The 22,251-nt window shown below is 72.5% G+C and carries 20 protein-coding genes and 2 pseudogenes; 14 read left to right on the forward strand and 8 right to left on the reverse strand.

Translation table 11 applies throughout. The features are described from left to right. The first annotated feature begins 15 nt into the window (after window positions 1–15). Entirely contained in the window at window positions 16–882 is an 867-nt protein-coding gene (locus ABZU99_RS26530) for a nuclease (RefSeq protein WP_356049188.1), read from the forward strand. A gap of 32 nt (window positions 883–914) precedes the next feature. On the opposite strand, the gene ABZU99_RS26535 is transcribed toward ABZU99_RS26530, so the two are convergent. The 4 genes from ABZU99_RS26535 to ABZU99_RS26550 all read right to left on the reverse strand — a co-directional run bounded on the left by ABZU99_RS26535 (window position 915) and on the right by ABZU99_RS26550 (window position 5,574). Next, complete coding sequence (locus ABZU99_RS26535) at window positions 915–1,907, reverse strand: cytochrome d ubiquinol oxidase subunit II (RefSeq protein WP_355949377.1); 993 nt, start codon at window positions 1,905–1,907, stop codon at window positions 915–917. Continuing rightward, complete coding sequence (locus tag ABZU99_RS26540; RefSeq protein ID WP_356049186.1) at window positions 1,904–3,346, reverse strand: cytochrome ubiquinol oxidase subunit I; 1,443 nt, start codon at window positions 3,344–3,346, stop codon at window positions 1,904–1,906. The genes ABZU99_RS26535 and ABZU99_RS26540 overlap by 4 nt, the downstream gene beginning before the upstream one ends. Window positions 3,347–3,558: 212 nt before the next feature. After that, window positions 3,559–4,584 carry a cation diffusion facilitator family transporter gene (locus tag ABZU99_RS26545; RefSeq protein ID WP_356049185.1) on the reverse strand — a complete coding sequence of 342 codons (1,026 nt, stop codon included), beginning with the start codon at window positions 4,582–4,584 and terminating at the stop codon, window positions 3,559–3,561. Window positions 4,585–4,722: 138 nt separating this feature from the next. Next, the gene (locus ABZU99_RS26550) at window positions 4,723–5,574 is read right to left on the reverse strand and encodes a CDP-alcohol phosphatidyltransferase family protein (RefSeq protein WP_356049184.1); all 852 of its coding nucleotides are present in this window, start codon (window positions 5,572–5,574) and stop codon (window positions 4,723–4,725) included. Between the two features lie 196 nt (window positions 5,575–5,770). On the opposite strand from ABZU99_RS26550, the gene ABZU99_RS26555 reads away from it, so the two are divergent. From ABZU99_RS26555 to ABZU99_RS26575, 5 genes and pseudogenes are all read left to right on the forward strand, one after another. After that, entirely contained in the window at window positions 5,771–6,748 is a 978-nt protein-coding gene (locus tag ABZU99_RS26555) for a zinc-binding alcohol dehydrogenase (protein WP_355949388.1), read from the forward strand. Window positions 6,749–6,850: 102 nt separating this feature from the next. Further along, complete coding sequence (locus tag ABZU99_RS26560) at window positions 6,851–7,249, forward strand: 6-carboxytetrahydropterin synthase (RefSeq protein WP_355949390.1); 399 nt, start codon at window positions 6,851–6,853, stop codon at window positions 7,247–7,249. Continuing rightward, window positions 7,246–8,352 (forward strand): glycosyltransferase family 4 protein, encoded by a 1,107-nt coding sequence (locus ABZU99_RS26565; protein WP_355949393.1) that lies wholly within the window; start codon window positions 7,246–7,248, stop codon window positions 8,350–8,352. The genes ABZU99_RS26560 and ABZU99_RS26565 overlap by 4 nt, the downstream gene beginning before the upstream one ends. Beyond that, the gene (locus tag ABZU99_RS26570) at window positions 8,349–9,188 is read left to right on the forward strand and encodes an SAM-dependent methyltransferase (protein ID WP_356049183.1); all 840 of its coding nucleotides are present in this window, start codon (window positions 8,349–8,351) and stop codon (window positions 9,186–9,188) included. The genes ABZU99_RS26565 and ABZU99_RS26570 overlap by 4 nt, the downstream gene beginning before the upstream one ends. Then, window positions 9,185–10,123 (forward strand): annotated as a pseudogene (locus ABZU99_RS26575) (lysylphosphatidylglycerol synthase transmembrane domain-containing protein); the annotation flags it as partial. The gene ABZU99_RS26570 and the pseudogene ABZU99_RS26575, both read left to right, overlap by 4 nt. A gap of 186 nt (window positions 10,124–10,309) precedes the next feature. Here ABZU99_RS26575 and ABZU99_RS26580 read toward each other — a convergent pair. After that, window positions 10,310–10,942, reverse strand: a pseudogene (locus ABZU99_RS26580) (RibD family protein); the annotation flags it as partial. Then, window positions 10,939–11,688 carry a creatininase family protein gene (locus ABZU99_RS26585; protein WP_355949398.1) on the reverse strand — a complete coding sequence of 250 codons (750 nt, stop codon included), beginning with the start codon at window positions 11,686–11,688 and terminating at the stop codon, window positions 10,939–10,941. The gene ABZU99_RS26585 and the pseudogene ABZU99_RS26580, both read right to left, overlap by 4 nt. A gap of 99 nt (window positions 11,689–11,787) precedes the next feature. Between ABZU99_RS26585 and ribA the strand changes: the two genes are divergently transcribed. After that, window positions 11,788–12,444 (forward strand): GTP cyclohydrolase II, encoded by a 657-nt coding sequence (gene ribA / locus ABZU99_RS26590; RefSeq protein WP_355949401.1) that lies wholly within the window; start codon window positions 11,788–11,790, stop codon window positions 12,442–12,444. Between the two features lie 957 nt (window positions 12,445–13,401). On the opposite strand, the gene ABZU99_RS26595 is transcribed toward ribA, so the two are convergent. After that, a complete protein-coding gene (locus tag ABZU99_RS26595; protein WP_355949407.1) occupies window positions 13,402–14,088 on the reverse strand; it encodes a GntR family transcriptional regulator in 687 nt (228 codons plus the stop codon). Window positions 14,089–14,361: 273 nt separating this feature from the next. Between ABZU99_RS26595 and ABZU99_RS26600 the strand changes: the two genes are divergently transcribed. The 6 genes from ABZU99_RS26600 (at window position 14,362) to ABZU99_RS26625 (ending at window position 20,534) form a co-directional block, all read left to right on the forward strand. Then, window positions 14,362–14,868 (forward strand): 2Fe-2S iron-sulfur cluster-binding protein, encoded by a 507-nt coding sequence (locus tag ABZU99_RS26600; RefSeq protein ID WP_356049182.1) that lies wholly within the window; start codon window positions 14,362–14,364, stop codon window positions 14,866–14,868. Further along, entirely contained in the window at window positions 14,865–15,854 is a 990-nt protein-coding gene (locus tag ABZU99_RS26605; RefSeq protein ID WP_355949413.1) for a xanthine dehydrogenase family protein subunit M, read from the forward strand. The genes ABZU99_RS26600 and ABZU99_RS26605 overlap by 4 nt, the downstream gene beginning before the upstream one ends. Then, the gene (locus ABZU99_RS26610) at window positions 15,851–17,980 is read left to right on the forward strand and encodes a xanthine dehydrogenase family protein molybdopterin-binding subunit (protein ID WP_355949415.1); all 2,130 of its coding nucleotides are present in this window, start codon (window positions 15,851–15,853) and stop codon (window positions 17,978–17,980) included. Before ABZU99_RS26605 ends, ABZU99_RS26610 begins: the two co-directional genes overlap by 4 nt. Window positions 17,981–18,126: 146 nt before the next feature. After that, window positions 18,127–18,519, forward strand: a complete 393-nt coding sequence (locus ABZU99_RS26615; RefSeq protein ID WP_356049181.1) for a hypothetical protein — start codon at window positions 18,127–18,129, stop codon at window positions 18,517–18,519. A gap of 1 nt (window position 18,520) precedes the next feature. Continuing rightward, a complete protein-coding gene (locus tag ABZU99_RS26620; protein ID WP_356049179.1) occupies window positions 18,521–19,435 on the forward strand; it encodes an NAD(P)H-binding protein in 915 nt (304 codons plus the stop codon). A 13-nt stretch (window positions 19,436–19,448) separates the two neighbouring features. Next, window positions 19,449–20,534 carry a hypothetical protein gene (locus ABZU99_RS26625; RefSeq protein ID WP_355949421.1) on the forward strand — a complete coding sequence of 362 codons (1,086 nt, stop codon included), beginning with the start codon at window positions 19,449–19,451 and terminating at the stop codon, window positions 20,532–20,534. A gap of 196 nt (window positions 20,535–20,730) precedes the next feature. Here ABZU99_RS26625 and ABZU99_RS26630 read toward each other — a convergent pair whose 3' ends face one another. Then, window positions 20,731–21,099 carry a helix-turn-helix domain-containing protein gene (locus tag ABZU99_RS26630; protein WP_355949423.1) on the reverse strand — a complete coding sequence of 123 codons (369 nt, stop codon included), beginning with the start codon at window positions 21,097–21,099 and terminating at the stop codon, window positions 20,731–20,733. A gap of 142 nt (window positions 21,100–21,241) precedes the next feature. On the opposite strand from ABZU99_RS26630, the gene ABZU99_RS26635 reads away from it, so the two are divergent. Continuing rightward, window positions 21,242–22,210: an NADP-dependent oxidoreductase gene (locus ABZU99_RS26635; protein WP_356049178.1), complete on the forward strand. Its 969-nt coding sequence runs from the start codon at window positions 21,242–21,244 to the stop codon at window positions 22,208–22,210. Window positions 22,211–22,251: the final 41 nt, after the last annotated feature.

The raw sequence follows: 22,251 nt of genomic DNA on the forward strand, positions 1-22,251 counted from the left end.
CCGTGTGGGGCCGTCATGCCGATGCTGGTGATCAAAGGGTCGTTCCATGTGAAGGGCGGCGCCAAGCCGGACGGTGACACCGTCCCCTTCACCCCCGACCACCCGACCGACTGGAAGCTCGTACCGGGGTTCCGCAAGGTCGTGCCCAAGGCGGACGGCCATGTCAACGTACGGATGGAAGGCATCGACACTCTGGAGACCCACTACTCCGGCCAGGGGCCAGAGGTCCACCAGCCGTTGGCCTTCGGCCACGCCGCCGCGGACGAACTGCTGAACTGGCTCGGCTTCACCAATGTGCACCGCAATCCGGACGAGACCGTCACCGCCACCCCCGACAGCGTGCCCGGCTTCATCCTCACCAGTGGCGCGGACGTCCACAACCGGTGCGTGGCCCTGGTCGGCCGCGGCGCCCCACCGGCGCCCAGCGGCTTCGAGATCCGCGTCGGCCCGGAGTTGCTGAGGAAAACCGCCAACCATCACCTGCTCGCGCTCGGCCTGGCCTACCCCACCTACTACACAAGCCTGCCTTCCACCCTGCGCGACGAGCTGACGGTGGCCGTCCACCAGGCCAAGGCGGCGCCCGCCAAGGGCCTGTGGCCCAGCGACGCGACCATGACCGGGGTGAAGGTCACCGGGATGTACTCGATCACCCACGAGGTGGTGATGCTCCCGAAGCTGTTCCGGCGGTTGAAGGACTACCTGGACCTCGGCAATCCGGCCCTGGCCTGTTTCCCCTCTTTCCTTGCCGGGGCCGCGGACGAGTTCCGCATCCTGCCGGACAACAAGCTCGTCACCGGCCTGCACCACGTGGTCGAGATCACCGACAGCAACACCGTGCGGATGACCCACCCCATCGACGACTTCGTCTTCGAACATGCCTAGGGTCTGACGAAGGCACAAGCCCACGCCGCCGGTCAGCCGAGTCTGCGGCGTAGCTGCAGGGCGTAGAGCAGCAGCAGCGAGGGGGCGATGAGCAGCGCGGCGACGCAGGAGACCCCGAAGAGCACCCACAAGGTGGGCGCGGGGGCCGCGGCCTGCTGGATGGTCAGGTGGGTGCCCAGCAGATCCGGGTACTGGGCGACGCCCCAGCCCGCCACGACGGTGGCGATCGCCGCCGCCGCGAGGGTCCGCAGGACGAGGTGCGAGCGACGGCTGAACAGCAGGGCCAGGGCGGCGACCCCGCACACCGCCGAGGCGATCAGCAGCGGCAGCCCGACCGTCCGCAGGTGGTGGAACAGGCGCGGGGCGTCGGCGCGCAGGACGAACACACCCGCGAGCGCCACCAGGCCCGCCACCGCCCCCGCCCCGAGGGCGCGGCGGCGCAAGCCCCGCTCCAGCGCGTCGTCATGGTGTTCCCGGGCCTCGCCGGTCAGGAAGACGGCGGCGAGGTAGGCGCAGGCGACGACCGCGAGGACGCCGCCGAGCACGGAGGTGGGGTTCACCCAGGAGGTGATCGGGTCACCGTGACCGCCCGTCGGCACCCGGCCGGAGGCGATCCCGCCGGCCACGGTGCCCAGGAAGAACGGCGTGCACACCGAGGAGAGGGCGAACGCGGCGCCGGTGACCCGCTGGTGGGCGGTGCGCAGCAGCGCCTTGCGGAAGGCGAAGCCGGAACCGCGGGCGACGATACCGAGCGCCGTCAGCCCGAGCGGGATGTACAGCGTGGTGGTGATGGCGGCGAAGGCCGGGGGGAAGCCGGTCCAGATCATGACCAGGCAGAAGATCAGCCAGGTGTGGTTGGCCTCCCATACCGGGCTGAGCGAGGAGTCGATCAGCGCGCGCGTCCGCCGGCCGCGTACCGCGCCTCCGGCGGTCAGATCCCAGAAACCCGCGCCGTAGTCGGCCCCGCCGAAGAGGGCGTAGGCGATGACCCCGATGAACATCACGATCGCGGTGAGGTCCGTCATGCCCCGTCACCTCCGGTGGCCGAGGGCGCGGGTGAGGGGGCCGGCGGTGGTCCGTAGGGGACGCTGACGGCCGCGTCGCCCTCCGCGCGCCAGCGCCGGTGCATGGCCCGCAGTGCGTACCCGGCTCCGATCGCGACTCCTGCGTAGATGGCGAGCGCGGCGCCGAGGAAGGGCCACAGATCGCCGGTGGTGGTGACGGCGTCGCGGGTGAGCAGGAGTCCCACGACCGTCCAGGGCTGGCGGCCGACCTCGGTCACCACCCAGCCGCTCTCCAAGCACACCAGGGCGACCAGGCCCGCCACGGTCGCGCAGCGCAGAAACCACCGGCCGGCGGGCACCGTACGCCGTCGCCACCACAGCCAGGCGAACCACGCCGACAGCAGGAGCAGCAGCGTGGCGGTGCCGACCATGATGTCGAACGCCAGATGGACGACGTTGACCACTCCCTCGTCGGGGCGCACGGCGGGAGGGATCGCGTCGGTGCCCTTGATGCGGGTGGAGGGGGTGAAGCCGGCGAGGACGGAGCCGACGTTCGGCAGGGGGATGCCGTATCGCACCTGCCCGTCGACGAGGATTCCGCCGAGGGTCTCCGCGACATGGTCGCCGGTGGTGGGCAGCAGTTCGAGGGCCGCGAACTTGGCGGGCTCCTTTTCGAACACCTCGCGGGCGATGAAGTCCCCCACCACGAACTGCAGGGGCATGGCGATGGCCGCGGTCGTGAAGGGAATCAGAAAGCCGAGCCGGTGGTAGGGGTCGCGCCGGCCCTTGAGCATGCCGCTCGCGTAGACGCCGGCGACGGTGAAGCCCGCGACGATGTACGCGGCGAGGAGCATATGCACCGTCTCCCACCAGAAGGCACCGTTGAAGAACACCTTGGCCGGGGCCACATCGACGATACGGCCGGCCCGGAGCACGATGCCGCCCGGCTGGTTCATCCAGCCGTTCGCGGCCACGACGGACGCGGTCCCGCCGACGCTCGCCAAGGTCACCACGGCGCCGGTCCAAAAGTGCGGCCAGGGCGGGAGCCGGTCCCAGCCGTAGATGTAGATGGCCATGAAGATGGCCTCCAGGAAGAAGAAGAGCCCCTCGATGGCGAACGGGAAGCCGAAGGCGGCTCCGTACCGTCCCATCAGTCCGGGCCACAGCACTCCCAGTTCGAAGGTCAGCACCGTCCCGGAGACGGCCCCGACGGCGAACAGCACGGCGGCCACCTTCGACCAGCGCCGGGCCAGCAGCAGCGCTTGGTCGTCGCCGTGGCGCAACCCGCGGCGGTGGGCGAGCAGCATCATGAACGTGAAGGCCACCCCGAAGGGGACCAGCACGATGTGAAAACCCAGGGTGAAGGCCATCTGCACGCGCGCGGGCAGGAGTTGCGACGGCTCGGCGACGGCGGCCGGCAGCCCGGACAGCGCCCGGAATGCCAGGTATGAAGGGGTCACCCGGACATAGTCGGCTTCACCCCGGGGGGTGGCGCAACCACCTGGTCCACGGACGGCGCCACGTCACTCGTACGGCCCAGCCGGTGGCCGCCCCCATGGCCCCGCCGGTGGCTGGGTACGCTGCCGCTGACGAAGGGAGCCCACATCCTCAGCCCGCAAGGCACCGCCCAAGCACTCGCGGGGCGCGCCGTGAGCCCCCCTTCATCCGCGAGTCAGACGGCGTGGTGGGCCAGCGCCGCGTGCGGGTCGGGCAGCCCCGGCACGGGGGCGGGGTCGGCGTGCACCAGGGCGGCGGTGAGTCTCGGCACCGCGTGCAGCAGGGCGTGTTCGGCCTCGACGGCCACCCGGTGGGCCTCGCGTACGGTGAGTGTGCCGTCGACCACGACCGCGACCTCGGCGCGCAGCCGGTGCCCCATCCAGCGCAGCCGCAGCTCGCCGACCTCCCGTACGCCCGCGACCTTTCGCAGCGCGGCTTCGGCCGCCTCCACCAGGGCGGGGTCGACGGCGTCCATCAGGCGCCGGAACACCTCCCGGCAGGCGTCCCGCAGCACCAGCAGGATCGCTGCGGTGATGAGCAGGCCCACGATCGGGTCAGCGAGCGGCCAGCCCAGGGCCGCGCCGCCCGCGCCGAAGAGCACGGCGAGCGAGGTGAATCCGTCGGTACGGGCGTGCAGTCCGTCCGCCACCAGGGCCGCCGAGCCGATCGCGCGACCGACGCGGATGCGGTAGCGGGCCACCCACTCGTTGCCGAGGAAGCCGACGACGGCGGCGGTGGCGACGGCGGGCAGGGCACTGATCTCCCGGGGGTGCAGCAGCCGGTCGACGGCGGTCCAGGCGGCGAATCCGGCGGACGCCGCGATGGTGAGCACGATGACGATCCCGGCCAGGTCCTCGGCCCGCCCGTAGCCGTAGGTGAAGCGGCGGTTGGCCGCCCGCCGGCCGAGGACGAACGCGACCCCGAGCGGCAGCGCGGTCAGCGCGTCGGCGGCGTTGTGGACGGTGTCGCCGAGCAGCGCCACCGACCCGGACACCACGACGACCGCTGCCTGCGCCACGGCCGTCACCCCGAGTACGGCGAGGGAGATCCACAGCGCGCGCATGCCCTGGGCGGAGGACTCCAGCGCCGAATCGACCTTGTCGGCCGTTTCGTGCGTATGCGGTCTCAGCAGATGCCCGAGCCGGTGCCGCCAGGTCGCGGGATGGGGGCGGGGGTGGGGGTGTCCCTGCTGGTGGCTCACGCAAACCGCCTTTCCGTGGGCACCGCACGTGCCCACGGCCCATTGTGTGCGGATGGGCGCACACATGCATCTCTCAGATGCACAGGGTTCGCAGGAGCAACTTGCGGGCGCCGTAGCCCGGTTCCCCGCCCGGCCGCGCTACCGTCCCGCCGGTACGAAACTGTTTCGGTCGGAGGGAGGCCGGGCGATGGCAGCACCGTTCAGGCAAACGGCTGCCGCTTCCGCGCCCTCGGGCTGACGCTCCGTCCGGAGCTCGGCCGCCCCGCCGATCTGACGCTCGTCCCTGGTGCGCCACAGCCACCGGATGTCGCGGCCGAAGGACCAGCTGAGCAGGGTCAGCGCCAGCAGAGCCGCCGCGACGGCCGCCGCGTGCGGGAGAAGGCCGGAGCCGACGACGAGCAGCAGGATCCCCTGGAGCGCGGCCACCGTCTTACGGGCCTTGCTCGGGGGCAGCGAGCCGTTCAGCCACGGCAGGAACCGGGCCGCGGCGACGAACGCGTAGCGCATGGCGCCGATCAGAAGCACCCACGGTCCGAGCGCGGTGGCCACGTAGATGCTGAGCACCAGGATGAGGACCGCGTCGACCTCCATGTCGAAGCGCGCGCCCAGGGAGGACGATGTCCCGGTGCGGCGGGCGACCTGGCCGTCGACCGCGTCCAGGATCAGTGCGACGGCGGTGAGGGCGACCAGGACGGTGACCGGGGGCGGGCTCTCGAAGGAGTCGGCGACCAGCGCGGTCACCCCGCCGACGAGGGTCGCCCTGGCCAGGGTGACCCGGTTGGCCGCCCCGAAGGACTGCAGCCACGTCCGGGACAGCGCCCGGGTGAGCACCGCCCAGGTGACGATCGCGAAGGCCAGGCCGGTCAACCAGCCCACGGGGCCCAGGTCGATCGCCGTGCCGAGCAGGGCCAGCAGCAGGAGCTGCGCGGCCGCGCCGACGGCGGTCTCGTGGAGCAACAGTCTCGAGTTGTACGTATTGTTCAGGGCCACCGTGCACCCTCCGGCTGTGTGGCGGAGTGGATGGGGGCCGCGTACCGTGTTCGCGGCTTCATGGTGATCGGTACGTGAGCCGCCGCCCGATTGTTCAGCCCGATGTCCCGCCGATTGTCCGACGGCGCGGTTCACCCCGATGTCCACCCCGTGGAGCCACCCCGATGATTCCGCTCGATCCCTCAGGAGGACGCCGATGACGCGCGCCGCCCGCGCCTTCTGGCTCCGCTCCCCCGGCCACGGTGAGATACGTGAGGTCGCCCTGGACGACCCCGGCCCCGACGACGTCGTGGTGCGCACGCTCTGCTCCGGGGTGAGCCGCGGCACGGAGACCCTGGTCTTCCGGGGCGGCGTGCCGGAGAGCCAGCACAGCGCGATGCGCGCGCCGTTCCAGGACGGCGACTTCCCCGGGCCCGTCAAGTACGGGTATCTGAACGTGGGTCTGGTGGAGGAGGGGCCGCCGGCCCTGCTCGGCCGGACCGTCTTCAGCCTGTATCCGCATCAGACCCGCTATGTCGTCCCGGCGAGCGCGGTGACCCCGGTGCCGGACACGGTGCCCGCGTCCCGGGCCGTGCTGGCCGGGACGGTGGAGACCGCGGTGAACGCCGTATGGGACGCGGCGCCGCTGCTCGGCGACCGGATCGCCGTGGTGGGTGCCGGAATGGTGGGCGCCAGTGTCGCCGCCGTCCTCGCCCGCTTTCCCGCCGTACGGGTCCAACTGGTCGACGCACAGCCGGCGCGCGCCGATATCGCGAAGGCGCTCGGCGTGGACTTCGCGCTCCCCGAGGAGGCCGCGGGCGACTGCGATCTCGTCGTGCACGCCAGCGCCACCGAGGCGGGGCTCGCGCGCTCGCTGGAGCTTCTGGCCCCGGAGGGCACCGTCATCGAACTGAGCTGGTACGGGGACCGGCGGATCAGCCTGCCGCTCGGGGAGGCCTTCCACTCCCGCCGGCTGACGGTGCGCAGCAGCCAGGTGGGGACGGTGTCCCCGGCCCGGGGCTCCCGCCGCGGCTACGCCGACCGGCTGGCCCTCGCGCTCGACCTGCTCGCCGACCCCTCCTTCGACGCGCTGGTGACCGGCGAGTGCGCCTTCGAGGAACTGCCGCGGGTGCTGCCACAGCTGGCGTCCGGCGAGCTTGCGGGGCTGTGCCACCGCGTGACGTACCGCCCGTAATCTGTCGCGACATCGGTCTGAACACCGAGAACACGGCGGCCGTACTAGAGGCCGGGCCCCGGCAGAGGGGGCCCCGACGCGCCGCACCGGGAGGGTCATCCGTTGTTCAGCATCACCGTCCGCGACCACATCATGATCGCTCACAGCTTCCGCGGCGAGGTCTTCGGACCCGCGCAACGGCTGCACGGGGCGACGTTCCTCGTGGATGCCACCTTCCGCCGTGCCGAGCTGGACGACGACAACATCGTCGTCGACATCGGACTGGCCACCCGGGAGCTCGGCGAGGTGACCGGCGCGCTCAGCTACCGCAATCTCGACGACGAGCCGGACTTCAAGGGCGTCAACACCTCCACCGAGTTCCTGGCCAAGGTGATCGCCGACCGGCTCGCCGACCGGGTGCACGCGGGAGCGCTGGGCGAGGGCGCGCGCGGCCTTGCCGGGATCACGGTCACCCTGCATGAATCGCACATCGCGTGGGCGAGTTACGAGCGTGCGCTATGAGCCGCGCCGACATGCCCACCGTGCACTTCGTGTTGCCCGGCGGCGTGGACGACCCGGCCGCGCCCAGCGGCGGCAACGTCTACGACCGCCGGGTCTGCCGGGAGCTGCCCGGCGCCGGCTGGCAGGTCCAGGAGCATGCTCTCGCGGGCGGCTGGCCCCAGCCGGTACCGGCCGCCCACGCCGAACTGGCCCGGCTGCTCTCGCAGCTGGCGGACGACTCCGTCGTGCTCCTCGACGGGCTCGTGGCCTGCGCACTCCCCTACATCGTCGTACCGCACGCCGAACGGCTGCGGATGGCGGTACTGGTGCACCTGCCGCTGGCCGACGAGACCGGGCTCGCCCCCGGCCGGGCGGCGGATCTGGAGGCGCTGGAGGGCAGGACCCTGCGCTCGGTGCGCACGGTCGTGGCGACCAGCGACTGGGCGGCCCGGCGGCTCGTCTCCCGGCACGGGCTCGCCCGTGGCCGGGTCCATGTCGCCGCGCCGGGCGCCGATATCGCGCCGCTCGCCTCGGGCAGCGACGACGGCTCACGGCTGCTGTGCGTCGCCTCGGTGACCCCGCGCAAGGGGCAGCACCGGCTGGCACGGGCCCTCGCGGACATCATCGATCTGCCGTGGGAGTGCGACTGTGTCGGGGGTCTCGGCCAGGACCCCGGCTATGTCGCCCGACTGCGGGAGCTGATCGAGCGGTGCGGCCTCGGCGACCGGCTGCGCCTGACCGGCCCGCGGCACGGCGCCGAGCTGGACGCGAGCTACGCCACCGCCGACCTCCTGGTGCTCACCTCGTACGCCGAGACCTACGGCATGGCGGTGACCGAGGCGCTGGCGCGCGGGATCCCGGTGCTGGCGACGGCCGTCGGCGGTGTCCCGGAGGCGCTCGGGCACGCGCCCGACGGGAGCGTGCCGGGCCTGCTCGTCGCCCCGGACGACCCGGAGGCGCTCACTGGGGCGCTGCGCCGCTGGCTCGGCGAACCCGACACCCGCCGCCGGCTGACGGCCGCCGCCCGTGAGCGGCGCGCCGCGCTGGCCGGGTGGGAGACGACCACCGAACATCTGGCCGGTGCGCTGGAACAGATGCGACAAGAGCCCCGGAGGGCCGCGTGAAGACGACCGAGGTACCGCGTTACACCCCCGACTGGCTGGAGCTGCGGGAGGGCGCCGACGCGTCCGCCCGCGCCGCCGAACTGCTCGAGCCGCTGCGGGCCCGCCTCACCGACCCGCCGCTGGTGGTGCACGACCTCGGCTGCGGCACGGGCTCCATGGGGCGCTGGCTCGCGCCCCGGCTCGGCCACGGCCCCCAGCTGTGGATCCTGCACGACCGCGACCCCGACCTGCTGGACCGGGCCGCCGTGCGAACGCCCCGGACGTGCCCCGACGGCAGCCGTATTACGGTCGCCACCGCCCGCGGCGACCTCGCGCGGCTGACCGCGGACACCCTCGCCGACGCCTCGCTGGTGACGGCCTCCGCCCTGCTGGACGTGCTCACCCGCAACGAGGTGGACGGCATCGCCGCCGCCTGCGCCGGGGCCGGATGCCCGGCGCTGCTGGCCCTCTCGGTGGCCGGGCGGGTCGAGCTGACCCCGGGCGATCCGCTGGACGCCGAGATCGCCGACGCGTTCAACGCCCATCAGCGGCGCGGCGGTCTGCTGGGGCCCGACGCCATCGCGGTGGCCTCCGAGGTCTTCGCCCGCCACGGCGCGACCGTACGCACGCAAGCCAGCCCCTGGCAGCTGGGGTCCGAGGACTCCGCGCTGACCGCCGAGTGGCTGCGGGGCTGGGTCGGCGCCGCCGTCGAGCACCGGCCGGACCTCGCGCCGCGCGCCGAGGCGTATCTGCGGCGCCGTCTGGCCGAGTGTGCGGCGGGCGCGCTGCGGGTGGTGGTGCACCACACCGATCTGCTGGCGCTGCCCGCGCCCGTGCCGATGGGAGCGGCGGCGTGAGCGCGGCGGTCAGGGGCCGCCTCGGGGCGCTCGCCGGAGCGGCCATCCTCGCCGTACTGCTGTGGCGGCTGGGCACCGGAGCCTTCCTGGACGGCGTGCGCAGGATCGATGGACTCACCCTGCTGGCCGCGCTCGGCATCGGGCTGCTGACCACGGTGTTCAGCGCCTGGCGCTGGTGTCTGGTGGCCCGGGGGCTGCGGATCCGGCTGCCGCTCGGCCCGGCCGTCGCCGACTACTACCGCTCCGTGTTCCTCAATGCGGCGCTGCCCGGCGGCGTCCTCGGCGATGTGCACCGCGCGGTACGGCACGGACGCAGCGCCGGGGACGTCGGCCGAGGGGTGCGCGCGGTCGTCCTCGAACGGGTCGCGGGCCAGGTGGTCCTGATCGCGGTGGGCGTGGCGCTGCTGCTCTCCCGGCCCTCCCTGGCCGTGGAGCAGACCCGTCACCTCGCCCACCGCGTCACCGCGACACCTGGCGCCGTGCCCGTGCTCGCCGCGGTGTGCGGGCTGGCCGTGGCCTTCGCCGCGTGGCGGCGGCTGCGCGGCGCGCCCGGCACCTCGCGGTGGCAGCGCGCGGCGCGCTCCGCGCTGGGCGAGGCGCGCCGCGGGCTGCTGGCCCGGGGCAGCTGGCCCGGGGTGGCGGTGTCGTCCGTCTTGGTCCTGGCCGGACACCTCGGGATGTTCCTGCTGGCCGCCCGGGCCGCGGGGTCAACCGCTCCGTTGACCGTGCTGGTGCCCCTGATGGTGCTCGCCCTGATCGCGATGGCGCTGCCGCTCAACGTCGGCGGCTGGGGCCCCCGGGAGGGTGTCACCGCCTGGGCGTTCGGCGCCGCGGGCCTGGGCACGGCCCAGGGGCTGACCGTCGCCGTCGTGTACGGGGTGCTCACGTTCGCCGCCAGCCTGCCCGGTATCGGGGTGCTCGTCGGCCAGTGGTTCGCCCGGCGGCGACGTCGTGAGGTCGAGTTCGAAGAGGGTGTCCTCGCCGAGGACGGCGCGCCGCACGGGCGGCCGGAGGGCGTCGCGCATCACGGGCGTACCGGCGAAGCGCAGCCCCGGGATGCCGTCGCCGAGCAGGACCGGCGCGACGGTGACGTAGAGCCGGCGCAGGGCCCCCTCGTGCAGAAAGCGGGACACGGTGACGCCGCCACCCTCGACCAGTATCCGGCCGAGGCCGCGCCGCGCGAGCGTGCGCACCAGGTTCCCCGGGGCAAAGGCGGCCCGGTCAGGAAGCGTCAGCACCTCCACCCCGCGCGGAGCCGGCTGCCCGCGCTCGCTGTCCGCGCCCACCACCCACAGGGTCGGCGCTGAGCCGTCGGTGAAGACGCGATGTGTCAGCGGGACCCGGCCATGCGGATCGAGGATCACGCGCACCGGGTGGGCTCCGGAGCAGGCGCGCACGGTCAGTTGGGGATCGTCCGCCACCGCGGTGCCCGCCCCGACGAGCACCGCGTCCGCCAGGGCGCGAAGACGGTGCAGATGGCGGCGGTCCTCCTCGCCGGTGACATAGTCGGCGTCGCCGGTCCGGGTCGCGATGAAACCGTCCAGGCTCTGTCCCAGCTGCGCGAAGGCGAAGCGCGGACCGGCCAGACACACCGGCAGATAGCGGTCGGCGAGCGCTTGCGCCTCGGACGAGGCGGGACCCGCCCACCGCCATCCGCCGTCCGCGCCCCTGACCAGACCGGCGGCCTCGGCATCCGCCTCGGACCGGACGGCACACAGCCGCTCCCACGCCGGCTCGCACTCCAGCACCGTCATCGCTCCTCCCCCGCACCCAGCACGGAAAGGTACTCCGCGAATGCGTCGACAAGTCCCGCCAGCAGTTCTTTTCCCTTTATGGCCGAGGCCCTTGACGGGCGGCCGATGACACCGGACTCGGTGTAGGCCAGCATACCGAGGGTGAGCAGATGCTTCCGGTCGTCGGCGGTCCAGTCGGAGGTTTCGTGACCGGGCCGGACGAGTTCCGGATGAGCATGCAGCAGGATGGACGTCTCCAGTTCGCCCGCGTGCATATCGCTGTGCGACGGAGTCTCCACCCCGGCCCGCTTCCGTGCCGCGTCCCAGTCCGTCGAACCCGGGAAAAGCGCCATGCGGATACCGCTGTCGGCGGATTCCTGAACGACGTTTCGCAGGACGTAATTTCCGCCGTGTCCGTTCACCAGAATCAGGGAGCGGACACCGGATCCGCGGAGCGAGTCGGCGATGTCGCGGACGACGGCGTAGAGGGTCGCCGCGGAAATGGAGACGGTGCCCGGCCAGGCGGCGTGCTCATGAGAACAGGAGATCGTCAGCGGAGGGAGCGGAAGCACCGGATACGCGGCGGCGACCTCGCGGGCTATCGCGCAGGCGATGACCGTGTCGGTCACCAGCGGGAGAAATGCGCCGTGTTGCTCGAAGCTGCCGATGGGAAGGACGGCGACCTCGGGCCGAGCGGCCCGTATGTCCTCCGTCGTCGCCACCGGCAACAGGTCGGCTACCTGGTGCCGTGCATCCGAACTGCTCATGCTTTTCGGGCCTTTCGTGCGTGAAGCGCGCAGCGGATTGCTGCTTCTGTTGTATTTTTCCTTACCCCGGCAGGGGTTTGCCAGATAGGATTGGGTCTCATGACAGAAAGTGATGGCGTGTTCGACGCCGCTGAACGTCTCTCGGGTGTTGAGCGCGTGGTGGATCTCCAACTCGCCACCGTGCACGGTGATTTCCACGCCTTCGGCTACCTGGACCGCGATCGCGGCGATGAACAAATGGCGCTGGTGTACGGCGACGTCCAGGGCGAGGGGGCGCTGACCCGGGTGCATTCCGAGTGCCTGACCGGGGACGCGTTCGGCTCCAAGCATTGTGAGTGCGGGGATCAGCTCTCCGCCGCGCTGCGGGCCATCGTCGCCGAAGGGCGTGGCATCCTCGTCTACCTCCGGGGCCATGAGGGCCGCGGCATCGGGCTGCTGGCCAAACTCCAGGCGATGAAGCTTCAGCTGGAGGGTCTGGACACGGTCGAGGCGAATCTCGCCCTCGGACTCCCGGCCGACGCGCGTGACTACCGGGTGGCGGCGGATATCCTGCACGACCTCGATGTGCGCTCCATACGGCTGCTGTCGAACAACCCCCGTAAGCGGGACGCGCTGCTGCGCCACGGCATCAAGATCACCGAGCAGGTGCCGCTGCTGATGCCCCCGCACAAGGAGAACCTGTCCTACCTGCTCACCAAGCGGGACCGGATGGACCACTACTTGCCCCACCTGGAGGCCGTGGTCAACCGGTCCTGAGACGCGGCGCATCCCCGGGGGTGACGTAGACCTCGGTGACCTTGCGGCCGGTGACCCAGCGGATGATGTCGACATCGCGGACCGAGCAGTCGCGGAAGATGCCGGTGGCTGACCGACCGGGTCACGGCACACGGCGCGGTCCCTCTTCCAACTGGGCCTCGCAGGCCGCGAGGGCGGTGGCCATGATGGAGAGTTGGGGGTTGACTCCGGGCAGCTGGGCAGCAGCGAGCCGTCGGCGATCAGCACTCCCCCGACACCCCGCGGGCGTCCGGCGCCGTCGGCGATCAGCACTCCCCCGACATCCCGCGGGCGTCCGGCGCCGTCGGCGGGCGCCGCCTGCGGATCGGCGCCGGTCGCCGGGTCGGTCGCGGTGGTGTACCAGACCTCGGTACGGCCGGGCTCGCCGCGCCGGCGGGGGGCGAGCAGCCGGTCCGCGGACTCATGGCGCGCAGAGGCGTCGTCGCCCGAAACGCCATCACGGCGCGGAAAGCGGAAGCTCGCGAGGAAGGGGATGAGCCCCGTGGCGAGCGGGAAGCGCAAGGTGCCCTGCCCGGCCGGCGCGCCGCGCCGTCGTGTACGGCAGCACGGTCATCGAGGCGAGCGGCCGGCGTGGAGTGAGGGACCTCCAGCCGGCGTGGAGTGAGGGACCTCCAGCCGCCGAGGGTGTGCCGTCGCCCGCCCGCGGCGAAGGAGACGCGGTAGCGGATGCGCCGCCCGGCCAGTGGGGAGATCTCCGACTCACCGGTGGCGCGGGGATCGTCGGCCCATCCGGCGACGCGTATCCGCCCGGTGACGCGCGCCCGTGTCGTGCCGCGAAGACGCGGCAGCCCATCGGCCTCGGCGCGCAGATCGAGACGGACCGGGCGGACGCCGTCCTCGCCGTCGAGCCGCACCCGGCCCACCATGGTCTCCCGGAACGTCGTCCCGAACCGCGTCGCCGGTCCGGTGTGCCCGTGCTCATGCGAGGTCCTCCAGCATGATGCGTTCGGTCGCGGTCAGATACGCCTCGGCGGCGCGGTGCGCGGCGCCCTGGTCGCCCTGATCCACGGCCTCGACCACGGGAGCGAGCCGGGCGTGGGCGGCGGCGGGGTCGGTGAAGGGTCCGGCGAGGGCGGTGCGTACGGGCAGATAGGCGTTGAAGAGGGTGTTGGTGAGCAGGACGTAGACGCGGTTGCCGGTGGCGCGGGCCAGCGCCCGGTGCACTTCGACGTCGGCGAGCTGCACCGCGTCCGCGTCCGCGGCGTCCCCTACGGCGGCCAGCAGGGTACGCAGCTCGGCCTTCTGCGGCGCGGTGGCGCGGGCGGCGGCGCGCTCGGCGATCAACGTGCCGATGGAGCGCCGTACTTCGAAGACCTCCGCGATCCAGTCCGGGCTGTGCCGCACCAGCATGGGCAGCAGATCGGCGCCGCCGAGCCGGGCGTAGTCGCGCACCCGGGTGCCCACGCCGTGCCGGGTCTCCACCAGGCCGGCCTGGGCGAGCCGGCCGAAGGCGTGCTTGAGGGTGGTGCGGGTGACGCCGTATCCGTCGGCCAGTTCACGCTCGGGGGGCAGCAGGGTGCCCGCCGGGTGGCGTCCGCTGAAGATGTCCTGCCGCAGCCGGTTCTCGAGGACGTCGACGATGGTCTCGCGGGGCAGTGGATCCACGGTTGTCTCCTCGGGGTGCGTCCCCAGCGACTGAGTGGATGAGTGGGCGAGTGGATGAGTGGATGAGTGGATGAGTGGATGAGTGGATGAGCCACATGCAACCAAAGGGCATGGCGGGCGTCAAGGAGCCAGCCGAGCGCCGCCGGACGGGCGATCAGCGCACATATGTCCGAGAATGGTCAGAGCCGCGCGACCTGACGCGGACGTGACGAGTGACGTGCCGTGTGACCTTCCGTGTGACGTTCGGCCGGACAGCGATCAAGGACAGAGGCCATGGACCTGGAGATCACGCTCCGGGTGGACGGGACCGAGCACCGGCTCACCGTCGACACCCGTACGACGCTGCTGGACGCACTGCGCGAGCGGCTGGGGAACACCAGCCCCAAAAAGGGCTGCGACCACGGCCAGTGCGGCGCCTGCACCCTGCTGCTCGACGGGCGCCGCGCCCTGGGCTGTCTCGCGCTGGCCGTGGCCCACCAGGGCGCGGACATCGTCACCGCGGCGGGGCTCGCCGACGGCGAGCTGCACCCGCTGCAGCGGTCGTTCATCGCCCATGACGCTTTCCAGTGCGGCTACTGCACCCCCGGCCAGATCGTCTCGGCCGCCGGCATGCTGAACGAGGCGCGGGAGGGCTGGCCGAGCGCCGTGAGCAAGGATCCGAACGCGTCCGATGTGGTGCTCGACGACGAGGAGATCGCCGAGCGGATGAGCGGCAACCTGTGCCGCTGCGCCGCCTACGCCAATATCGTCCCCGCCATCGCCGAGGTGGCGCACCGATGAGGCCCTTCCGCTACGAGCGCGCCGACGACGTGTCAGCGGCGGTGACCACCCTGGCCGAGGAGCCGGAGGCGGCCTATCTGGCCGGGGGCACCAATCTGGTGGATCTGATGCGGCTGGAGGTGGCGACCCCTCAGGTGGTGATCGACGTCCGCCGCCTCACCTCCGACCGGATCGAGGAGCTGCCGGACGGGGCCCTGCGGATCGGCGCCGCGGTGACGGGCAGTGACCTGGCGGCCGACCGCCGGGTCCGGCGGCGCTACCCGGTGCTGTCGCAGGCGCTGCTCTCGGGCGCCTCCGGCCAGCTGCGCAACCTCGCCACCACCGGCGGGAATCTGCTCCAGCGCACCCGCTGCCCCTACTTCCAGAACCTCACCACCCCGTGCAACAAGCGGGAACCGGGCTCGGGTTGCTCGGCGATCGAGGGCTACCAGCGCGATCTGGCCATCCTCGGCGCCTCCCCCGCCTGTGTGGCCACGCACCCCTCCGACATGGCGGTCGCGCTGGCCGCGCTCGACGCGGTCGTCTCCGTGCGCGGGCCGGACGGGGAGCGGCGGATTCCGCTGACCGAGCTGCACCGGCTGCCGGGCGACGCCCCGGAGCGCGACACCGTGCTGCGGCGCGGCGAGCTGATCACCGGCGTCGATCTGCCGCCCCCGCACGTCGCCGCCAACTCCCGCTACCGCAAGGTGCGCGACCGCGCCTCGTACGCGTTCGCGCTGGTCTCGGTCGCCGCCGCGCTGGACGTCGCCGACGGCACCGTACGGGACGTGCGCATCGCGCTGGGCGGGGTGGCGCACAAGCCCTGGCGGGCGGCCACGGCCGAGGCGGCGCTGCGCGGCGGGCCCGCGACGACGGAGAGCTTCCGGGACGCCGCCGCGGCCGAGCTGGCCCAGGCGGATCCGCTGCCGGGCAACGCGTTCAAGGTCCCGCTCGCCCGCAACACGATCGTCAGCACGCTGCGCGAGCTGCTGGAGGAGGCGCGATGAGCGACGTCCGAGCCCGTCCCCGCGCCATCGGCACCCCGATGGACCGGGTGGACGGCGCGCAGAAGGTCACCGGCACGGCCACCTACGCCTACGAATGGCCCCTGGACCGCCCGGTCTATCTGCATCCGCTCCAGTCCACGATCGCCGCCGGGCGGGTCACCGGGGTGGACACCTCCGCGGCGGAGGCCGAGCCGGGGGTGCTGGCGGTGCTCACCCATCTCAACGCCCCCTCGCTGACCCGGCCCGACGATCCGGAGCTGGCGGTGCTGCAGTCCGACGAGGTCGCCTGGCGCGGCCAGTTCGTCGGCGCGGTGGTCGCCGAGTCCCTGGAGACCGCCCGCTACGCGGCGGGGCTCGTACGGTTCGAGTACGCCCCGCGGCCGCACGATGTGGCGCTGCGCTCCGACCGCGACGACCTCTACAGTCCGGTGCGCGCGGCCACGTTCGGCCAGGGCGGCGGTGAGCTCCAGGACGGCTCGCCCGCCGACAGCGTGCTGGGGGACGCCGATACGGCGATGGCCCTGTCGACGGTCACCCTGGACGCCACGTACTCCACGCCGATGTACCACAACAACCCGATGGAGCCGCACACCGCCGTCGTCACCTGGACCGACGGCCATCTGACGGTCCGCTGCTCCACCCAGGGCGTGTCCATGAGCCGGCAGCTGATCGCCGGGGTGCTGGGGCTGGAACCGGAGCGGGTCCGGGTGATCTCCCCGCATGTCGGGGGTGCCTTCGGCTCGAAGGTCTATCCCCACTCGTACGCCATCCTGGCCGCGATGGCCGCCCGGACGGTGAAGCGGCCGGTCAAGTTCACGCTCACCCGCCAGCAGATGTTCGCAGTCGTCGGCTATCGGCCCGCCTCCATCCAGCGGATCCGGCTCGGCGCCGACCGCGACGGCAGGCTCACCGCGGTCACGCACGACGTGATCGAGCAGACCGCCAAGGCCAAGGGCTACGCGGAGCACATCGCCGTCTGCACGCGGATGATGTACGCCGCGCCGCACCGGCGCACCACCCACCGGCTGGCCCCGCTGGATGTCCCGGTGCCGACGATCATGCGGGCGCCGGGCGAGGCCCAGGGCATGTTCGCGCTGGAGTCGGCGATGGACGAGATGGCGCAAGCCTGCGGTCTGGACCCGGTGGAGTTCCGAATCCGCAACGAGCCCGAGGTCCACCCCGAGTCCGGACTGCCCTTCTCCAGCCGCCATCTGGTGGACTGCCTGCGCGAGGGCGCCCGCCGGGCGGGCTGGGAGCGGCGCGACCCGGCCCCCCGGGCGCGCCGCGACGGGCGGTGGCTGATCGGGACCGGAGTGGCCGCCTCCACGTATCCCTCGCCCCGCTTCCCGGGGAACGCCACGACGATCCGGATGGGGCCGGACGGGCACTGTACGGTGCTGATCGCCGCCGCCGACATGGGCACCGGCACCTGGACCGCGCTCACCCAGATCGCCGCGGACGCGCTGGAAGTGCCCGTCGAGCGGGTGGAGCTGCGGATCGGGGACACGGCGCTGCCGCCCGCGTCGGTGGCCGGGGCCTCGTCCGGCATCACCAGCTGGGGCAGCTCCATCTCCGAGACGGCCGGCCGGCTGCGGGCGCGCCTGGAGGCCGAATTCGGCGGCACGGTGCCGCCGGAGGGTATCGAGGTCACCGCCGAGATGCCCGGCAACCCCGACGCCGAGCGCTATGCGATGCACAGCTTCGGCGCCCAGTTCGCCGAGGTGCGGGTGGACGCGGACACCGGCGAGACCCGGGTGGCGTCGCTGCTGGGCATGTTCGACGTGGGGCAGGTCATCAACCCCAAGACGGCGCGCTCACAGCTGATCGGCGGGATGACCCAGGGGATCTCGATGGCACTGCACGAACACAGCGTGCTGGACCAGCGGTTCGGCCATGTGGTCAACCAGGACTTCGCCCAGTACCACATCGCCGCCAACGCCGATGTGCACGCGATCGAGGCCCACTGGCTGGACGAGACGGACCCGCACACCAATGTGATGGGCTCCAAGGGCCTGGGCGAGGTCTGCCTCGTCGGCACGGCGGCGGCGATCGCCAACGCCGTGCACCATGCGACCGGGGTCCGGGTCCGCGATCTGCCCGTCACCCTCGACAAGCTGGTGTCCTGATGCGGTCTGCCCGGCCTGCGCCGATCAGCCCGCGCCGTCCCGTGGCGCGCGTCGCCAAGCGGGGGGTTGCCCTCGAAGCACACCTGCCCGGGCGATCCCGACCCGGCGGCGAGGTGCGACCCGCCGCGGCGGTGGCCGCTCGCGCGGTGGCCGCTCGCGCCCGCCGCGGAGCCGCTGCTCGCGATGGGTGCGGCTCCGCCGCGGGCATCGCGGGCGCGGCGGGCACCACGGGCGCCACGGGCACCACAGGCACCGCGGGTACCACGGGCACCGCGGGCACCACAGGCGCCGCAGGCACCACAGGCATCACGGGCGCCGCAGGCGCCACGGACGCCACGGGCACCACGGACGCCACGGGCACCACGGACGCCACGGGCACCGCGGGCACCACGGGCGCCACAGGCACCGCGGGCACCACGGGCGCCGCAGGCATCACGGGCATCACGGGCATCGCGGGCGCCACGGGCATCGCGGGCGCCACGGGCGCCACAGGCACCACGGTGTCGCGGGCCCGCACGGGCCATGGGGACGGGGCCTAGCGTGTCCCAGCCGCCGATCCTCGTCACCGGGGCCGCCGGAAGCGTCGGGGCGGTGGGCCGGAGCGTGGTCGAGGAGTTGCGGCGGCGCGAGCTGCCGGTGCGCGCCATGGTCCACCGCGAGGACGAGCGGGCCGATGCCCTGCGCGCCACGGGCGCGGAGGTGGTCGTCGGCGATCTGACCCGCGCCCCGGACGTCGCCCGCGCGCTGGACGGATGCGGGCGGATGTATTTCGGCATGAGCGTCTCGCCCCGGTACCTGGAGGCGACGGTGACGACGGCGGCGGTCGCCCGCGCGTACGCCCGGCTGGACGCGTTCATCAACATGTCGCAGATGACGGTCGCCCAGATGGACCTCACCAGTACGTCCGAATCGAATCAGCACCGGCAGCAATGGCTGGCCGAACAGGCCCTCGACTGGTCCGGGCTGCCCGTCACCCACATCAGACCCACCGTCTTCATGGAGAATCCGCTCTTCGAGGTCTTCGTCTACTCCTCGATCGCCGAGGAGGGCACGATCCGGCTGCCGTTCGGCTCCGGGCGCACCTCTCCGGTGGCCGCGCGCGATGTCGCCGCGGCGGTGGCGGAGATTCTGGCGGACCCCGCCTCACACATCGGAAAGACCTACCATCTGACCGGCCGGACCTCCCGCGATATGACCACCATGGCGGCGGAGTTCGCCGACGCCCTGAACCGGCCCGTCAGTTACGTGGACGTCTCCTACGAGGCGTGGGTCAACCATGACCTGGGCGCGCTGGGCCTTCCCGCGCATGTTGCCGACCACCTCGCCACCATGGCGCGTCTGCACGCGGAAAACCGCTACGATCGCGCGACGGACGACATCGAGACGATCACCGGAGGGCCCGCGACCGGCGTCCGGGAGTTCGTCCGGGACCATTCCGAGCTGTTCGCGACGTGAGAACGGGACCACGGTGCGTGTACTGCTGGCCATCATCGGTGCCGTCATCGTTTTCGGAATCTTCGCCTCGGTACTGCGCACGCTGGTGATCCCCCGGCCGACCCGCACCGGATTCTCCGGGCTCGTCCAGCGACTGGTCAGCCGGCCGTTCCGATGCGCCGCCGACCGGCTGCCGAGCGTCGAGGCCAAGGACCGGGTGCTGGCCCCGGTGGCTCCCGTGTCCATCGTCATCACGCTGATCAGTTGGCTGGCCTCGTTCATGCTCGGCTATGCGCTGCTGCTGGCGGCGGTGAGCGGGTTCGGCATCCGGGACGCGCTGTACGAGGCCGGGTCCTCGCTGTTCACGCTCGGCTTCGCCAGCGCCCGCCGGGGCACGCTCACCGCCCTCGACTTCTGCGCCGCGGCCACCGGGCCCATCGTGGTGGGCCTGCAGGTCGGCTACCTGCCCACCCTGTACAGCGCGTACCAGCGCCGGGAGACCGAGGTCACGCTGTTGCACACCCGGGCGGGCAGCCCGTCGTGGGGCCCGCAGATCCTCGCCCGCTACGCGCAGGTCGAGATGTTGAACGACCTTGGCGATCTGTTCCGGGGGTGGGAGCGCTGGTGCGCCCAGGTGAGCGAGACGCACACCACCTATCCGGTCCTGATCCACTTCCGCTCCCCCAAGGCGGACCGAAACTGGCTGATCGCCCTGTTGGCGGTGCTGGACGCGGCGGCGCTGCGGCTGGCCCTCAACCCCTCCAAGTCGCAGGCCGAGACCCGGCTGGCACTACGGGCGGGCTTCATCTGCCTGCGGGACATCGCCGACATGCTGAATATCGCGTACGACCCGGATCCACATCCGGATGCTCGGGTGGACCTCAGCTACGAGGAATTCCTGCTCGGCGTGGCCCAGATGGTCGCCTACGGCTATCCGATGGAACGCAGCCCGGAGGAGGCATGGCCGCACTTCCGCGGCTGGCGGGTGAACTACGAGGGGCTCGCCTACCGGCTGGCGCGGGACATCGACGCGGTTCCGGCCCTCTGGTCGGGATCGCGCCGCACCACCCTCGCCGTCCGCCCCCCGCTGACCCCGATCGACCGCCGCCCGGCCGACTAAGCGGATGCGGTGAAGTTCGCCGCTGATCCCTCGCCGTTCGGCCTGGCCGAGGGCTTGGACGCCGAGAAGGATCAGCACTTGACTTCGCCGTAACCGCTTAGCTGTATTGATCACGAGCCGGTATTGATCACGAGCGTTGTCGACGGTCGGGCACTCGCGCCAGCTCCGCTGACCGGCGTTGCCCCCTTCGGGACCCTCAGGTGCGGACGGGGCCGATCTCGTCGAGGTGGCCCTCGACCCAGCCGCGCAGCTGCCCCAGCGGCTCGGCGACGCCGCGCCCCAGATCGGTCAGCGCGTACTCGACATGCGGCGGGACGGCCGGGTAGACGGTGCGGTCCACGAATCCGCCGTCCTCCAGCCGACGCAGCGTCTGGGTGAGGACCTTGGGGCTGACGCCCTGCAGCCGCCGCTGTAGCACGCCGAACCGCTGCGGGCCCTCCTCCATCGCGCCGATCGCCAGCGCCGACCACTTGTTGGCGAGCAGATCGAGCACCTCGCGGCACGGACACTGGGCGGCGTAGACATCGTGCTGGTCATGGCGGCCCGAGGCACAGCTCGTGGTCATGAGGACGTCCTTCGGCGCGTCGCTGACGTGGACACTTCCCCGAAGGTAGCAGTATCCCTTGCGGGTAACCAGGGGCTATTGCATAGCTTCGAAGTGTCCGTACCGCCGGTCCGAACCCGGCCCGTCAACCTCAGGAGGACCCGTGTCAGCACCTTCCATGAAGGCCATCAGCCAGGACGAGTTCGGCGGCCCGGAGGTGCTGCACCCGGTGCGGCTCGAGCGGCCCAAGCCGCTGCCGACCGAGGTGCTGGTGCGCGTCGTCGCCGCCGGGGTGAACCCGGTGGACGTCAAGACCCGGGCCGGCGCGGGCATGGCCGGGGTGCTGGGCGAGCCGCCGTTCGTACTGGGCTGGGACGTCTCCGGCATCGTCGAGGAGACCGGCTTCGGGGTGCATACGCTCGCTGTGGGCGACGAGGTCTACGGCATGCCGTGGTTCCCGCGCGAGGCGGGCGGCTACGCCGAGTACGTCACCGCCCCGTCCCGGCAGTTCGCCCGCAAGCCCGTGCGGCTGAACCATGAGCAGGCCGCCGCCGTACCGCTCGCCGCGCTGACCGCGTGGCAGGTGCTGACCGATGCCGCCGACGTCCGGCGCGGACAGCGGGTGCTGATCCACGCCGCGGCCGGCGGAGTCGGCCACTTCGCCGTCCAGTTCGCCCGGCATCTGGGCGCCCATGTCATCGGCACCGCGCGGTCCGCCAAACACGACTGGCTGCGCAAGCTGGGCGCCCACGAGCTGATCGACTACACCGCCGTACGGTTCGAGGAGGCGGTGCGCGATGTCGATGTGGTCGTGGATCTGGTCGGGGACGAGGTCGAGCACACCAGCACCCGTTCGCTGGACACCCTGCGCCCCGGTGGCCTGCTGGTGGCGGTGCCCTCGGGCGCCTCCCCCGACCTGCTGGAGCTCGCCAAGGCCCGGGGGCTGCGCGCCATGCCGTATCTGGTGGAGCCGGACGGGCACGCGCTCGGGCGGATCGCCGGTCTCATCGACGCCGGTGAGGTCGTCGTCGAGGTCGAGGACGTGCTGCCGCTGGAGCGGGCGGCGGACGCGCACCGGCGGCTGCAGGACCACCGCACCCGCGGCAAGCTGGTGCTGCGCGTCGCGGAGTAAGGCCACCGCCCCTGGCGGCGGTCCGGGGGTGTCCGGACGGC

The sequence above is a fragment of the Streptomyces sp. NPDC005266 genome (assembly GCF_040607655.1).
Classification (GTDB): Bacteria; Actinomycetota; Actinomycetes; order Streptomycetales; family Streptomycetaceae; genus Streptomyces.

Excerpts from the sequence above, each read along its gene's own strand:
- ribA (WP_355949401.1), top strand. The coding sequence starts at position 11,788 with ATGACAGAAAGTGATGGCGTGTTCGACGCCGCTGAACGTCTCTCGGGT.
- ABZU99_RS26630 (WP_355949423.1), bottom strand. The coding sequence starts at position 21,099 with ATGACCACGAGCTGTGCCTCGGGCCGCCATGACCAGCACGATGTCTAC.
- ABZU99_RS26535 (WP_355949377.1), bottom strand. The coding sequence starts at position 1,907 with ATGACGGACCTCACCGCGATCGTGATGTTCATCGGGGTCATCGCCTAC.
- ABZU99_RS26530 (WP_356049188.1), top strand. The coding sequence starts at position 16 with ATGCCGATGCTGGTGATCAAAGGGTCGTTCCATGTGAAGGGCGGCGCC.
- ABZU99_RS26585 (WP_355949398.1), bottom strand. The coding sequence starts at position 11,688 with ATGAGCAGTTCGGATGCACGGCACCAGGTAGCCGACCTGTTGCCGGTG.
- ABZU99_RS26610 (WP_355949415.1), top strand. The coding sequence starts at position 15,851 with ATGAGCGACGTCCGAGCCCGTCCCCGCGCCATCGGCACCCCGATGGAC.
- ABZU99_RS26600 (WP_356049182.1), top strand. The coding sequence starts at position 14,362 with ATGGACCTGGAGATCACGCTCCGGGTGGACGGGACCGAGCACCGGCTC.
- ABZU99_RS26565 (WP_355949393.1), top strand. The coding sequence starts at position 7,246 with ATGAGCCGCGCCGACATGCCCACCGTGCACTTCGTGTTGCCCGGCGGC.
- ABZU99_RS26555 (WP_355949388.1), top strand. The coding sequence starts at position 5,771 with ATGACGCGCGCCGCCCGCGCCTTCTGGCTCCGCTCCCCCGGCCACGGT.
- ABZU99_RS26605 (WP_355949413.1), top strand. The coding sequence starts at position 14,865 with ATGAGGCCCTTCCGCTACGAGCGCGCCGACGACGTGTCAGCGGCGGTG.